The sequence below is a fragment of the Pseudoalteromonas sp. AWH4_217 genome, from assembly GCF_056161105.1.
Window position 1 is genome coordinate 141,728 of sequence record NZ_JBSWYM010000010.1, and the last position, 14,681, is coordinate 156,408.

General features: G+C 49.2%; 14 protein-coding genes. 9 read left to right on the forward strand and 5 right to left on the reverse strand.

All coding sequences use genetic code 11. The features are described from left to right. Genes modA through ACXAH1_RS14165 form a run of 3 tightly spaced genes read left to right on the forward strand, consistent with a single transcriptional unit; the run spans window position 1 to window position 2,670 of the window. The gene (gene modA, locus ACXAH1_RS14155; RefSeq protein ID WP_475197532.1) at window positions 1-744 is read left to right on the forward strand and encodes a molybdate ABC transporter substrate-binding protein; all 744 of its coding nucleotides are present in this window, start codon (window positions 1-3) and stop codon (window positions 742-744) included. Between the two features lie 4 nt (window positions 745-748). Next, window positions 749-1,450 (forward strand): molybdate ABC transporter permease subunit, encoded by a 702-nt coding sequence (modB, locus tag ACXAH1_RS14160; RefSeq protein ID WP_475197533.1) that lies wholly within the window; start codon window positions 749-751, stop codon window positions 1,448-1,450. Between the two features lie 2 nt (window positions 1,451-1,452). Further along, window positions 1,453-2,670, forward strand: coding sequence for an ATP-binding cassette domain-containing protein (locus ACXAH1_RS14165; RefSeq protein ID WP_475197534.1), 1,218 nt, complete (start codon window positions 1,453-1,455; stop codon window positions 2,668-2,670). Here the strand turns inward: ACXAH1_RS14165 and ACXAH1_RS14170 are convergent. The 3 genes from ACXAH1_RS14170 to narL are packed head-to-tail and all read right to left on the reverse strand — an operon-like array spanning window position 2,662 to window position 4,867. Further along, complete coding sequence (locus ACXAH1_RS14170; protein WP_475197536.1) at window positions 2,662-2,907, reverse strand: hypothetical protein; 246 nt, start codon at window positions 2,905-2,907, stop codon at window positions 2,662-2,664. The two genes, ACXAH1_RS14165 and ACXAH1_RS14170, sit on opposite strands and share 9 nt — an antisense overlap. A gap of 44 nt (window positions 2,908-2,951) precedes the next feature. Then, window positions 2,952-4,211, reverse strand: a complete 1,260-nt coding sequence (moeA, locus tag ACXAH1_RS14175; RefSeq protein ID WP_475197537.1) for a molybdopterin molybdotransferase MoeA — start codon at window positions 4,209-4,211, stop codon at window positions 2,952-2,954. Window positions 4,212-4,213: 2 nt separating this feature from the next. Continuing rightward, on the reverse strand, window positions 4,214-4,867 hold the full coding sequence (gene narL, locus ACXAH1_RS14180) for a two-component system response regulator NarL (RefSeq protein WP_138551309.1): 654 nt from the start codon (window positions 4,865-4,867) through the stop codon (window positions 4,214-4,216). Window positions 4,868-5,141: 274 nt separating this feature from the next. Here narL and ACXAH1_RS14185 point away from each other — a divergent pair, with 274 nt between their 5' ends. Then, window positions 5,142-6,755 (forward strand): MFS transporter, encoded by a 1,614-nt coding sequence (locus ACXAH1_RS14185; protein ID WP_475197539.1) that lies wholly within the window; start codon window positions 5,142-5,144, stop codon window positions 6,753-6,755. A 71-nt stretch (window positions 6,756-6,826) separates the two neighbouring features. Then, window positions 6,827-7,198 carry a ribonucleotide reductase subunit alpha gene (locus ACXAH1_RS14190; protein ID WP_475197540.1) on the forward strand — a complete coding sequence of 124 codons (372 nt, stop codon included), beginning with the start codon at window positions 6,827-6,829 and terminating at the stop codon, window positions 7,196-7,198. Between the two features lie 118 nt (window positions 7,199-7,316). Here ACXAH1_RS14190 and ACXAH1_RS14195 read toward each other — a convergent pair whose 3' ends face one another. Then, window positions 7,317-9,041: a bifunctional protein-serine/threonine kinase/phosphatase gene (locus tag ACXAH1_RS14195; RefSeq protein WP_475197542.1), complete on the reverse strand. Its 1,725-nt coding sequence runs from the start codon at window positions 9,039-9,041 to the stop codon at window positions 7,317-7,319. 316 nt (window positions 9,042-9,357) lie between these two features. On the opposite strand from ACXAH1_RS14195, the gene ACXAH1_RS14200 reads away from it, so the two are divergent. From ACXAH1_RS14200 to ACXAH1_RS14210, 3 genes are all read left to right on the forward strand, one after another. Then, window positions 9,358-10,626, forward strand: coding sequence for an MFS transporter (locus ACXAH1_RS14200; protein ID WP_475197543.1), 1,269 nt, complete (start codon window positions 9,358-9,360; stop codon window positions 10,624-10,626). After that, window positions 10,623-11,825: an NnrS family protein gene (locus tag ACXAH1_RS14205; protein ID WP_475197545.1), complete on the forward strand. Its 1,203-nt coding sequence runs from the start codon at window positions 10,623-10,625 to the stop codon at window positions 11,823-11,825. Before ACXAH1_RS14200 ends, ACXAH1_RS14205 begins: the two co-directional genes overlap by 4 nt. Window positions 11,826-11,975: 150 nt before the next feature. Continuing rightward, window positions 11,976-12,416, forward strand: a complete 441-nt coding sequence (locus ACXAH1_RS14210) for a putative zinc-binding protein (protein ID WP_475197546.1) — start codon at window positions 11,976-11,978, stop codon at window positions 12,414-12,416. Here the strand turns inward: ACXAH1_RS14210 and ACXAH1_RS14215 are convergent. Continuing rightward, a complete protein-coding gene (locus ACXAH1_RS14215) occupies window positions 12,413-13,159 on the reverse strand; it encodes a HesA/MoeB/ThiF family protein (protein WP_475197547.1) in 747 nt (248 codons plus the stop codon). The two genes, ACXAH1_RS14210 and ACXAH1_RS14215, sit on opposite strands and share 4 nt — an antisense overlap. 199 nt (window positions 13,160-13,358) lie before the next feature. Here ACXAH1_RS14215 and ACXAH1_RS14220 point away from each other — a divergent pair, with 199 nt between their 5' ends. Then, a complete protein-coding gene (locus ACXAH1_RS14220) occupies window positions 13,359-14,549 on the forward strand; it encodes an alginate export family protein (RefSeq protein ID WP_475197548.1) in 1,191 nt (396 codons plus the stop codon). Window positions 14,550-14,681: the final 132 nt, after the last annotated feature.

A 14,681-nucleotide genomic window follows, 5' to 3' on the forward strand; every position in this document is an offset into this window, starting at 1 on the left:
GTGAGCAGATCTGGAGTCGGACACAGTTACACAGCGATATGCTTGGTTGTATTACTGCTGCTTTTTGTGCCCTTGACAGAGGCCAAGCCGACGCGCCTGACCCTGGCTTGTGCGGCTAATTTCAGTGCTACCATGAACAAGCTGGTCATGCTGTTTGAGCTGCAAACCAAAGAGGCCATGGATATTCGCGTATCCGTTGGGTCGTCTGGTTCATTGGCTACCCAGATCCAACACGGTGCGCCCTATGACGTGTTTTTATCTGCCGATAAGCACTATGTCGAGTTACTTACGCAAGCTGGGTTTGGTTATGACAGGACCCCCTATGCCATAGGGAAGCTGGTGCTGTATTCACTCGATAAATCACCCCAAGGGCTGGATCTGGCGTTGATGAATACCGCAAAAGCAACGGTTGCCATTGCCAATCCAAAGCACGCGCCGTATGGTCGCGCGGCAGAGCAAATCCTGCAACGCCACCGTGCAATGCCAAAGCGGCTGGTTAAAGGCAATTCTGTGTTACAGGCTTTTCAGTATGTCGAAAGTGGCCATGCTCAGTACGGCTTAATTGCCAAAAGTTTATTAAAACCGGGATTTAAAGGGCAGTGGTTCGACATTCCCGCACATTGGTATGACCCCATTGAACAGCACGCGTTGCTGTTGGCTGAGCACGCGGCAGCCCGGGCGTTCTTTGAGTTTATTCAAAGCGATGATGCGCAGCAGCTGATAAAGGCATCAGGGTACAGGTGAACGTATGTCCGACACAGATTTGCAAGCAACAATCCTGACGCTACAGCTGGCAAGTATGACCACCCTTTGTCTGCTGCTGATCTGTGTGCCGGGCGCCTATTATCTGGCGCACAGCCGCAGTGTGGTAAAACCTTTTATAGAAACCCTGGTCACCTTGCCACTGGTGCTGCCACCAACGGTGATGGGGTATTATTTCTTAGTGCTGTTTTCTCCCAATGACGGGCTTGGGTTATGGTTACGTGACACCCTGGGCATAGAGCTGGTATTTAGTTTTTCAGGCATCTGGCTTGCGTCGATGATTTACAGCCTCCCTTTTACGTTCAGACCACTGCAAAGTGCTTTTGAACAATTGCCGAAAGACCTGTACAACGCCGCTGCACTGCTGGGATTTTCCCCCTGGCAACAATTCAGAAAAGTGATATTGCCAGCCATTAAACCGGCTCTGTTTACGGCTGCAACGCTGAGCTTTGCTCATACCATAGGTGAGTTTGGTGCCATTCTCATGATTGGCGGTAACATTCCGGGAGAAACTCAGGTGCTGTCTTTGGCGCTGTTTGATCACGTAGAAAGTTTAGATTTTCAGGCGGCAGAACAACTGGCATTGCTGATGCTGGCGTTTTCATTTAGCGTTGTGTTTGCCTGTCAGTGGTGGCAAAAGCAAAGTGCCTATGTGGGCTACATCTCAGACGATCAGGTCAGGGGGTAACCATGCTGAACGCGATCCTAAACACGTTTAACATTACAGAGTCAGCATCAGAGCAGAGACAAGATTGCCGATGCGCTGGTACGGTCATGATTGACGTACAGGTCAGCTCACCTGTGTCACAGCATTTCAGCTGCATGTTGCGCTGCGCTCAGGTTGGTGTCTTGTTAGCGCCGAGCGGGGCGGGGAAAACCTCTCTGCTAAACGCACTGGCGGGTTTGAGCCCCGCAACGGGCTCTATTCAGGTCGATAGCAAGGGGGCTGAACAAATAGACTTACCTGCTCATCAACGGCGTATCGCCTATGTAACCCAGTCCCCGACTTTGTTTGGCCACCTCTCGATACAAGCTTTATTGAATTTGGTGTCTGCTGAGCAGACGAATGCATTCGACGTGACCTGGGCGGTTGGGTTATTGAACCTCAGCGGCGTGTTGCATTTACGCGCTCAGCAGCTGAGTGGAGGCCAGCAGCAGCGGGTGGCGCTGTTACTGGCGATGATCAAAGGCGCGCCGTTATTGCTCTTGGATGAAGTGTTGACCGGGCAGGATCACACCATGAAGCACGCTTGTATTGCCGTCATAAAAGAGTACCTGAAGCAAACAAATGCTGCTGCGCTGATGGTGTGTCATCAGATGGAAGACGCACTGGCGCTGGCTGATATGGCATGGGTGCTTAAAGATGATGGAAGTTGCAAGCACTGGCAGGCGATGCCTATTGGTGCTGGTCTGCACCTGTATCAACACCAGCTGTTGACATCGTTTCAGGATGGTTTAAATGGAGGTGAGGGCCATGCCAGCGAGTTCTTATCTGTTGTGCAGGCGACCACATTGGCGCATCGCACATCACTTGGGCTGACCGAGTATCGGCTGAACGGGCAGGCCTGTTTCAGTGTTCATACGCCCCACACCAAGCCGGGGCAAGCTGTGTCATTGGTCCTTAAGGCAAACCGGGTTGGTCTGTCCAGGAAGGCTATGCCAGATAGCAGTTTTGTCAATCAATGGCTGGCAACCATCACCAGTACACGTGAAATCGTATGGCAGGGCGAGCAGGGTATGCTGATCGATGTTAAATTGGTGAGCAAAGACGACAGCGATGCAGCACAGTGTAATGACCTGTCCGTCTGGATAACCCGCCTGTCTTTCAATCAGCTTAAGCCCGCCGTCAACGAGCCCTGGTATCTCATCAGTAAAGCCGACGCACTGAGTGTTAACAGCCTACATTAAGCGGTTACGTACCAAACCACGTTTAACGTTTTTACAGAGCTTAGCGAAGCGCCTGATGTCATCAAACTGGGGAACCACACCACAGTTGAGCTGGTGTTCCCAGTAGGTTAAATCAGTATCCACTAATTCCATGAGTTTTTTCGGGCAACCGACACAGGAGGTGTTGGTACCACAAAAGAAGGTATCCGGCTCGTAGAGCGGCAACTCTTTTTTGACTTGCTCGATGAGTAACCGCATTGCGGTTACTCTGTCGGGCTTACGGGGGCGCATTGTTACTGTACTCAGCTCAGTACCCAGTCGAAAGGCACATAGGTGACCAGCTCATTCTCTTGCCAGTTGGCACCGTCAGCGTCGAGTAGCAGGTATCCGCTGCTTGCAGCAAACGTACTCAGAATACCTGAGCCTTGTCCCTGTAAGGGCTTAACTCGAGTACCTGACGGGCTGTGTTCAAGGGATGCTCGGATAAACTCCAGTCGCCCGGGTCTTTTTGAGATAGGAGAGGCGAGCGGCAGCCGCTGCGATAGTGCAGGGGTCACTTGTTCTCCTGCTAACTTCCGCAGCGCCGGGAGCGCCAGTTGATGCAGTGTGACCACACTTGAGACCGGGTTTCCAGGTAAGCCAAAAAAGCGTTTGTGGTGGCCTTGTTGGTTACAGGTGTGAAAATGCCCATACGCAAACGGTTTACCCGGTTTGATGGCGACTTTCCAGAACTGCATATTACCCAGCTCATCCAGCACTGTTTTGGTGTGATCGGCGTCACCAACAGACACACCGCCTGAAGATACCACTACATCTGCCTGTGCAAGTGCCTGATTAAAGGTACTGGACAGTGCGTCAGGGCAATCAGGGACAATACCAAAGTCCAGTACTTCAAAAGCCAGATTCTCAAGCATGGCGCGGGTGGTGTAGCGGTTGGTATCGTAGATTTCACTGGCTTGTTTATCGTTACCAGGCTCACAGAGCTCATCTCCCGTTGATAAAACGGCCACTTTTAAGGGCCGGAACACAGATACAGATCCTACGCCGATAGACGCGAGCAAGCCAATATCCGTGGCCGTTAACCTGTGCCCATGGGCAAAGAGCGCAGTATTGGCGGCAATATCCTCGCCGCGTTTACGTAAGTTCTGCTGAGGTTTCGGTGCAGTTGTGAAGTGGATATGTGTTTTATCTTCAATTTGCTCTGCGACTGCCTGTTCCTGCATGACGATGGTGTCAAAACCCTCTGGCACGGGGGCGCCGGTCATAATGCGAATACAGCTGCCCGGTTGCCAGGTGCCGGTAAACGGGTGACCCGCCAACGCCGTGCCGATAAGTTCAAATTCGCTAAACTGCCCCAGGTCCTGATACGCAATAGCGTATCCGTCCATGGCCGAGTTGTCATAACCCGGCACATCAAACGGCGCGATAATATCTGCAGCCAGGATCCGCTGCCTTGCACTGTGTAACGGGCGTGTCTCGCTACCAACAAAGGTTGAGGCATCTTCTTCTAGTGCCGCTAATGCCGCTTCAAAAGAGAGGAAAGTGGGTTTGGGATCAGTCATGGCTAGGCCCCTTTTTGTTGGTTTATCATCCATACTGCGGCTTCTACACGCGAACGCAGGCTTAGCTTTTTCAGCAAATGCTTGACGTGTACCTTCACCGTACCGTCTGAAATATCCAGTTCTCTGGCGATGAGTTTATTCGACAGCCCCTTGGCAATCAGCTTGAGTATTTCAAATTCCCGACTGGTTAAAGAGTTCAGAATGTTGGCTTTCTGAGAGACATCTGGCTTGCGAATAGCCTGCGCCAGTACACCGGTCAGCTTTTCACTGAGTACCATTTTACCCAGTGCGGCTTGTTTGATTTTTTCGAGAATGTCTTCCGGGTCCATGTCTTTGAGCAAGTAGCCGTCTGCGCCGTAACTGATCGCAGTCAGGACATCTTCATCGTTGTCTGACACCGTTAACATAATGATCCTCGATGTCACGTCATTGGCACGCATGGCCTTGAGTGTTTCCAGACCATCCATGCCCTGCATGTTCAGATCCAGGATGATCAAATCCGGGTCGCTATCAATGGCGATTTCTAAGCCTTCTTTGCCATTGGCTGCTTCGCCAATCACCGTTAGCTCATCTTCTAACTCGATTAACTGCTGTAAACCTTTGCGCAGTAAGGGGTGGTCATCCACAAGTAGTATTGTGCTAACTAGCTCACTCATAAGTTACTCTTACTCTATAAAGACGGTCAAAATCACGTGTTTATAATAGTAACTTGGATTAACAAGGCATTCATTACAAACATCGGGTGCTACTCCAAAAGACCTTTTAACCACTCTTTAAAAGTCATAAAAATTAGATGGTTACATGTTTTTATACCTAAAAGTGGGTATGTCCTGCTATTCCCTCATTGTTGCTTATTACCCATCAATGTGAATTGTCTGTCCTCTTTTTTATGCACATAGTGAGGGTAATTCGATTGTAAGGAGCGGCACTATGGCTGATCTACAAAAATGGGAACCCGAAAACGAGGCCTTTTGGGAATCTCAGGGTAAAAAAATTGCACAGCGCAACTTGTGGATATCCATCCCAAGTCTGTTGTGTGGCTTTGCTGTATGGCTCTACTGGGGCATTTTAACGGTACAAATGATGAACGCGGGATTTAACTTTTCCGCACAAGAGCTATTTACACTAACGGCGATTGCGGGCTTGTCCGGTGCGACTTTACGGATCCCCAGTAGCTTCTTTATTCGTTTCTGTGGTGGCAGAAATACCATCTTCTTCACAACCTCTTTGTTGATTATTCCGGCCTTCTTTACTGGTATGGCACTGCAAGACCCCACCACGCCGTTGTGGCAATATCAGTTGTTGGCGTTGCTCTCTGGATTTGGTGGCGGTAATTTCGCATCGTCGATGTCCAATATCAGCTTCTTCTTTCCCAAGAAGCAGCAAGGTCTGGCACTGGGACTCAATGCGGGGTTAGGTAACTTTGGCGTGACGACCATGCAGATACTGATCCCACTGTTTATGACCTACGGTGTGTTTGGCGCACTCGGGGGCGATCCGGTGACGCTGGTCAGCCCTTCAGGTAGTTTGATCGGGAAAATTCCAGCGGGTTCAGAAACCTGGATCCAAAATGGCGGATTCCTGTGGTTGCTGTTGTTGGTGCCTCTATTCTTTGCCACCTGGTTTGGCATGAATAATATCCGCACGCCAGAAGTATCGCCAAATCTCGGCAGTCCATTGGGCGCGTTCGCGATGATTTCTGTGATGCTGACCATTGGTCTGGCAACAGCTGCGGCGGGGTTATGGTTAATGCTGCCCGAATCGGCTAATGGTTCCGGGTTTGGGGTACCAAAAGAGCTGGTGTTGGTGTTGGTGGTTGCGACGACTGTGTTCTTGCTCAAGATGTTACCCGGCGCGATTGGTGAAAGCCTGTCTAAGCAGTATCAGATTTTCAACAACAAACACACCTGGGTGATGAGTGTCATCTACACCATGACATTCGGCTCTTTCATTGGGTTTGCGGCAGCATTCCCGCTGGCAATTAAAGTTATTTTTGGCTTCCAGCACGTGATGGTTGATGGTGTGATGACCCACGATACGGTGAATCCGAATGGTCCAAGTGCCCTTATGTATGCCTGGATGGCCCCTTTCATCGGAGCGCTTATTCGTCCGCTTGGCGGCTGGATTGCTGACAGGTTGGGTGGCGCGTTAGTAACACAGATTTGTTCTGTGGTCATGGTAGGTTCTTCACTGGGGGCGGCCTACTATATGCAAACAGCTTATCAGTCTGCGACGCCAGAAGAGTTCTTTGTACCTTTCTTTGTACTGTTTTTAATCCTGTTTGCTGCCACTGGTATTGGCAATGGTTCAACATTCCGCACCATCGCCATGGTGTTTCCAAAAGAGCAAGCGGGTCCGGTACTGGGCTGGACATCGGCAGTGGCAGCTTACGGTGCTTTCTATATTCCTATGGTCTTTGGCCAGCAGATTAAAGCCACCACACCAGAAGTGGCCCTGATTGGGTTTGCGGTGTTCTACGGAGTATGCGTATTCATTAACTGGTGGTTTTATTTGAGAAAGGACGGTGAGTTCTACAACCCATAATCATCTCCACTATAGCAAGAGCCATTAACATCAGGTTGTGGCTCTTTTTCCAATTTTGCAGGGTAAAATAAATGAGCAAGTTTCAAGAGTTACTAACCATGTCACGTTATCAGCCAGAGCCCGTTAAGCTTCTGATGCTGTTTACCAAAGCCAATGTTGAAAGTGCATCGAACGATGTGAACAAAGGGTTTATTGAGCCAGTTATGTGCGTTGATAAACTCCCGAACGAATTAAGCGACTATGAGGCCTTGTGCAAAGAGGCGGATGTTATAAACCCTGATTGGGATTTGGTTTTTCTGACCAGTATAAATGCAAATGTTGACAGCAGTATTATCGACAAGAGTATGAAATCTATGGTCAGTGACGTCCAAACGGGTAAAAATACCTCAATGTATGTTGTGCTCGACCGTCAGGACAATCTCGTTGAGCTGGTAGGTAGTTAAGCGCTCACGCAGGTTAATTCGTAATCTGAAGAGCGATTGTGTAGATAAAGTAAAGGCAGCAAATACTGCCTTTCTTGCATTGAAATTTCGATAGCCAACCGACTCAGGTTTTGCGTGGTTAAAGCTTTGACTGACTGAACAGATAAATCACTAAAATTAACGTGATAAACCAAAAGCCACTGACCAGTTTCCAGAACACCAGACTGCTGGCTTCTTTGGGCTCAGGTTCTGGCTTGAGGAATAGGGGGTTGGGTTTGGTGAGATCCTCTAATAGCGCATCTATGGTTTGATATCGCGTAGTCAGATCAAAGCTCACACCTTTTTGCAGTGCTTTATCAAACCACACGGGAATAACCGGGTTGTATTTGGTCGCGCTCTGGTAGCGCAATTTGTCATAGTCAAACATGGAAGTACAGGTTTCAACTTTGTCGCCATAAGGCAGATGCCCGGTAAATAGTTCATAGCAAATGGTTGCGAGGCTATATACATCTCCCTGAATGGCCGAATTTTTGCCAACCAGATAGTTTGGGTCGGAGTAACTGGCGGTGCCCAGCGCGCCAATGTGTTCAATAGGGCGGTACAGTTCAGCGACACCGGCCACAAACACCGAGCCAAAGTCCACCAACTTAACTGACCCATCTTTCATTATCATGATGTTGCCGGGCTTTAGGTCCTGATGAATTGCATCGTTGTCGTGAAATGCCTGGAGCCCTTTAGCAATGTCTTTAACGATTGCGATGGCGTGTTTTGGCTTCAAAGGGGCATTTTTTGCGAGCCAGTGGTCGAGGCTCAGACCCTCGAGATGCTCCATCAGGTAGTAGAGCGCGGTTCTTGGGCGGTTGTGCTGGATGATCTTAACTACGTAGGGTGAATCTATGCGGCTACCAATCCATTTCTCTTTGAGGAAACGGTCAATGTAGTGTACGTCGTCTTCAAAGTTCATGGAAGGTGTTTTCATCGCATAGTGCTGACCACTCTTTTCATCTTCTACCAGATACAACTGGCTTCTGGGAGAAGCAAAGATCTCTTCGATGACCCGATACCCATCCAATTTCATGCCCGCTTCCAGAGGCGGGGGAAACGGCAAACGGGTTAAGTCTGCGTTGAACTCATTGTCGTCTTGATGGGGCAGGGACTTCACCCTTAATACCACGCAACTGATGTTGTCATCACTGCCATTGGTCTGAGCTTGTGCACACAGCGAAGATGCGATATCGCTGGCGGGTACTGAGGAGGACAAGGCTCTTATCAGCGCTGCGGTCGGGATAAAGTCGTGCACGCCATCCGTGGTTAACAGGTAACAATCTCCCTCCTTGAGCTCGAAATTGCTGTAGTCAATGTGAATGTTGTTGTCCATACCAAGGGCGCGTGACAGGAAGGACTTACCCTGACCTAAGTGGGTTACGTGGTCAGCGGTGAGTTGCTCAAAGGAGTCTGAGCGCAGCCGGAATACCCGGCTGTCGCCAACGTGAAATAAATGGCCGTGAACACCTTTTAAGAGCAGGCAGCTTAAAGTGGTCAAGTAGCCTTTATTATCCTGCTTAAACTGATGGCTTTTACGGTATAGTCTGAGGTTTATTGCTGACAGGACTTGCTCACCACAACGGCTCACGGACCAGGTATCCGGGGTCTTAAAGTATTCTGATAAAAAGCGCGTCACAGCAGTTTCACTGGCTTCTTTGCCCGCTTCTGCTGAACTCACGCCATCGGCAATGCAAAATGCTAGCCCTTTGACTTTGCTTAGGTAACTATCTTGTGGGATCAGGAAACCCGCGGCGTCTTCGTTGATGTCTTTGATACCCGCAGTGGTTTTTACCCCAACCTGAACCCTGATGTTTTGCATTTATCTCACACTTTAACCCTGTCTTAATGTGAAAATAGTGCAAGAAAAGCACGCTGTAGTTCAACCTAAAATAGGTCTGGTTGGGGTAAAAATGACAGCCTCTATGACTAAATGGTACCAAGCATACCTATTATTGGGTATGTGGCGTGCTTTATATCTATGTGAAAATAAACGCATCTTTTGCTGATGGGGTATTAGCGCCGGGCATGTTGAGGCATTGGGGGTAGAAGTCCACTACCTCTCAACAACTTAGGTAGAATATACACCATACTATTGTTACTCAGAACCTGGCTAAATTATTGGGGTGGTTTGCTATATGTCAGAAAAAATTGCAAAACGCGCATTGCTACTCGCTACCCTCGCATTCGCAGCAAATTTTTCCGTTTGGACACTGTATGCTGCTTTGGTTATTCCTATCACCACACAATGGGAGTTGGGTGTACTTGAGGTAACGGCACTGTTGTCTGCCCCGATGCTGACGGGGGCACTCTCCCGTATTCCCGCGGGTATTGCCGCCGACCAAGGCTCCCCAAAAAAACTGTTTGTGATTCAAATGCTGATTTGCCTGCCGCCACTGGCGCTGTTGTATCTGGCAGATACCTACATGGCGTTATTCCTGATTGGCTTGTGGCTTGGTCTGAGCGGCAGTTCTTTTACGCTGGGTAATCGTTATGTCAATGACTTCTTTCCCCGAGACCAGCAGGGCACTGCGATGGGGGTATTTGGTGTGGGCAATGCCGGGGCCGCGATTACTTTGGTGTTTGTGCCCTTTTTGATGCAGTCGGTCGGCTGGCACTATGTTGGATTGGTTTATTCCGTTGGGCTGTTGCTTGTAGCATTGGCGTTTTTGTTTTTTGCACCACAGCGACCAGCCAGTGAAAATCGACCAGAACCGTGCAATGAACCCTGGTATACCCTGTTAAAGCAAGCCCGGATATGGCGACTTGGCCTGTACTATTACTTTGTATTTGGATCGTTTCTCGCCCTGCTGCTGTGGCTGCCTTATTACTATACCGAGGCCTACCAACTACCGCTCTCTCAGGCCATGGCTTTTACCTTGTTTTTTGTTGCCACTTCGTCTGTGGTTCGGGCCTTGGGAGGGTGGTTTGCAGACAAATACGGTGGCCGAAGCGTGAACTGGAGTGTGTTCTGGGTGTGTCTGGTATGCCTGTTTTTCCTGAGTTACCCACCCACCACGATGACCATTCATGGCGTTGAGCAGGATGTGCATATTCAGATTGCCATTAACGTGTGGTTTTTCTCTGTTTTGTTATTTGTGATTGGTATAGCGCAAGGTTTTGGCCGCGCAAGCGTGTTTAAAATGATCCATGAATACTATCCGAACGATATGGGCAGAGTTGGTGGAATTGTTTCCGCAATTGGCGCATTGGGCGGCTTTACGTTGCCCGTTCTGTTTGGTGCTGCGGTAGAGGTGTTAGGTTTCTACAGTGCCAGCTTTATGTTGCTGTACGGGGTACTGGCTGTGTGCATGATGGCAATGTACTTTGCAATCCGGGCAGAGCGTTACAGCCGCAGGCTGAAAGAAGCTGCGAGCTATAATTTTTTGGAAGATGATGACTTATGATGCAGATACTCGATACCCAAAAAGAGGAGCAGATCCCGCCAGTGCTCCGCTTGGCCTTTAGACCTTTTTTCCTGTTAGGCGGTTTTTTCAGTTGTTTGGCGTTAATTGTATGGGGTAGTGTTTTAAGCGGTACCTTACACTTTACGCCGTATGGTCATGTCCTTTTCTGGCACAGCCACGAGATGCTATTTGGTTTTGTTAGTGCGATCGTTGTGGGGTTTTTATTAACGGCTGTGCAAAACTGGACGGGTATACCCAGCATCAGAGGCAGCAGGTTGGCCGTTCTTACGGGATTGTGGCTGGCAGCTAGGATCCTGATGTTGTTTTCTTCGGTACCCCCATGGCTTGTTATTTCTGTGGACTTACTGTTTTTACCCTTAGCAGGGTACTGGCTAGCTAAACCCATTATTGCAATCGGACAGATGCGCAATTTGTTTTTTGTGCCGATACTGGTTTTTCTGAGTGCAACTAACCTGCTCATGCATATGGGAGTTGTGCTTAATTTGCCCAGCTTATATCAACATGGTTATATTTCAGCTATCTGGCTTATTACGCTGTTGATGAGTATTTTGGGTGGCCGCGTGATCCCGTTTTTCACGGCCAACGGAACCAAAACTAAAAAAGTCACACCAATCCGCTGGCTGGAGCATCTGGCTTTGGGGACAACATGGGGCATATTCGCCTTGTATATCTCGGGGCTAAATCATTATTTTCCCGAGCAATTTCTGGGCGGGTTCATGCTGCTATGTGCGCTAGCCCATGTGATTCGTGTGCTGAGGTGGAAATTCAGGCTAACGCTGAAAGTCCCGTTGTTGTGGAGCCTGCACGTGGCATACTGGTTTATCCCCATTGGGATTGCTTTGATAGGTATTTCCTATCTATCCGACATGTTGACGTTGTCGACGGCTTTTCATGCGTTAACGGTTGGTGCAATGGGGAGTATGATCCTGAGCATGATGTCGCGAGTAAGCCTCGGTCACACCGGGCGAAAACTGGTGGTCAGGCATCTGGTGGTGGTGGCATTTGGTGCCGTGTTTGTGTCGGCCCTGATCCGGGTGTTTGGGAGCTTGTTCTTTGCCAGTTTTAGTTTTTCATCGATTCTTGTTTCGATAGTGGCCTGGTGTATTGCCTATGGTCTGTTCACTCTGGTGTATTATCCGGTGTTGACGCAACCAAGGGCGGATGGTCGCCCAGGCTAATCCTCATTGCTACTTCCTGTGGTAACCCGAAAGGGTTACCAACTACCTCTTTTGCGCGCATAAATCACTTAAGGCTGTTGATGTGGATCAAGCTCCAATTCCATGTGGTGCCTATGCTTTAAAACACAGTTCAACTTGGAATGTGTTGCAATGAAAAATACTCCCTTACCTTGCATTATGAGCTGCTCTGGTTGTTGTCACGGCGGAGCGCTGTCTGACGATATCGCGATTATCCTGCAGCAACAAGGCAAAGTTGAGCGGGTAGCGGTGGCGGCCATTGCGGCTGGGTCGCCTCAGCATCTGAAAAAGATTAAACAAAGCGGCCAGATTATCGCCGTAGATGGCTGCGCATTACAGTGTATCAAGCGCTGTTTAACCGCTTGTGGTATTGACGGGGTAATCCATTTCGACATTGCCAAAATTGTCAGAGAACTACCGGACAAAGCAAAAAGAAGCACCTTACAAACTGAGCTTCAGGTTGCATCATACGTCTGTCGAGAGCTGGCGCTGCGATTACCGGATGCTCAACCGCCTCAATCAGAGTCGGCGGACTCCAACATTATTGCACTGTTCCCGTGTACGAAGGGTTAGTGAGTGCCTGAGCAGGTTGGACAGTCTGCGCGCTTGGGGATGTCAAACGCCCTGAATTGCATAGACTGGGCATCATATAAGGTTAGTTTGACCGTGTCTGGGGCTAATTTTAACAAGCTCTTGAGGGCTTCGGTTGCCTGCAAAGTACCTATGGTACCGACGACCGGTGACAGGACACCCGCTTCCATACAGCTCAGAGACTGCTCGCCAAATAAACTGGCGACACACGCATAGCAGGGGTCTTTGGCACGCATGGGAAAGTGGATCACCTGACCTTCCAGGCGTATTGCAGACCCAGAAATCAACGGCGTGTGATAACGCCAGCACAGATCATTTAACAACAAGCGTGTTTGCAGGTTGTCGCTGCAATCTACGACCACATCGGCCTGTTCTATCGTTTCACTGTGGACTTCACTCAGGGCTGTTTCAAAGATATTGACCCGGATGGACGAATTGATTCTGCTGAGCGATTCAGCGGCCGATTGTGCTTTGTTTTTCCCTACATTGTGCTCGCAATGCAGGATCTGGCGTTGCAGGTTGGTGATGTCGATCTGATCATGGTCAAACACGGTGAGTGTACCGACGCCTGACGCTGCAAGATAAGGTAAAACAGCGCAGCCCAAACCTCCGGCACCCACCACCACAATATGGCTTTGTAAAAATGCTTCTTGCCCGTCCTCCTGCACCAGAGGCAGTAAAATGTGCCGACAGTAGCGCATTGTATTTGTATCATCTAACTTCATGCTGCTTTCACCTTGTTGTGTTCAGGCCACGTATTAACTAAAGACTACAGCAAATTGGGAAGTGTTGTTATACCCACAAAGAGAGAGGTAAGTGCAGAGTGGGTAACGCAAATCAGGCTTTGATATAAATCAAATTAGGAGGCAGATCATGGCATTAGGCTACGTACAACATCACTACTGCGTAGCAAGGTATTAAAGTATGAAAACACAGCTTTCTGTAATTGCCACATTGCTCTTATCCGGTCTGAGCATTTCGGTTCAGGCATTTGTTCACGACGGTATCGACAACATGCTATCAGAAGGCAAGGCCAGTGGCTTGCTGAGATATAGATATGAAAATGTTGATCAACAAGGCGTTGACGAAAAAGCACACGCCTCTACATTGTTAACACGACTGAATTACACCAGCGGGACATTGCGCGGTGTCCGGGCGTTGTTGGAAGTCGATAATGTCACCCGTATCGGCAGCGACAACTACAACAGCACAGTCAACGGGATTAAGGACCACCCGGTGGTGGCTGACCCAACTGGCACAGAAGTCAATCAGGCCAATCTGCAACTCAATCAGGGCAAGTTGGCGTTTACCCTGGGCAGGCAGCGGATCAATCTGGATGACCAACGCTTTATTGGAGGTGTGGCATGGCGACAAAACGAACAAACGTTTGACGGATATCGCGCGCGCTATAAGGCCAGCGACGCTCTGACGTTTGATTATAGCTATGTGTACAACGTGAATCGTATTTTTGGCGAAAAAAGTGCCAAGAGCGATTTACCCGGCAGGCTCCATCTGGGCAATGTCGCTTATCAGGTCAGTCCCGCGTTCTCGGTATCGGGTTTTGCTTACCTGTTAGACTTTGAGCACAATGCGGCCATTTCAACGCGCACACTGGGTGTGCGGGTTGCGGGCAAAGCCTTTGATAACGTGAAGTACACATTGAGTTATGCCCAGCAACAGGACTATGGTGACAATCCAACAGATTTCAGCACCGACTATTTTCTGGCTCAGGTAAAAGGTAAGTTCAAAAAACTTGGCTGGACGATTGGTTATGAGTCACTGGGATCGGACAATGGTGTTGGCTTTAGTACGCCACTGGCCACGGCACACAAGTTTCAGGGCTTTGCCGATAAGTTTCTGGGCACCCCACCCAATGGCGTGGCAGACTGGTATGTTGGCGTCAATGGCATGGTATCTGGTGTAAAGCTGGGCGTGACTTACCACAAGTTTGACAGCGTGGAAAACAGCATTGATTACGGCAGTGAAATCGATTTTACGGCGGCGTATAAGGTCACAGATAAATGCAAGTTGTTGCTCAAATACGCCATGTACGATGCAGAGGCATTGGCCTCCGACACAGACAAGTTGTGGTTGGTGTTGGCACATAAATTCTGAATGCGCTGACACCATTACTATAAGATTCCCTGCAATATGTTGAGCCTCTTCGGAGGCTTTTTTTGTTTTTCGTTAGTTCCTGATTGCACTGAGTATCACTATTGATATCAAGGTGGTGGGTTGGGGTAGTCC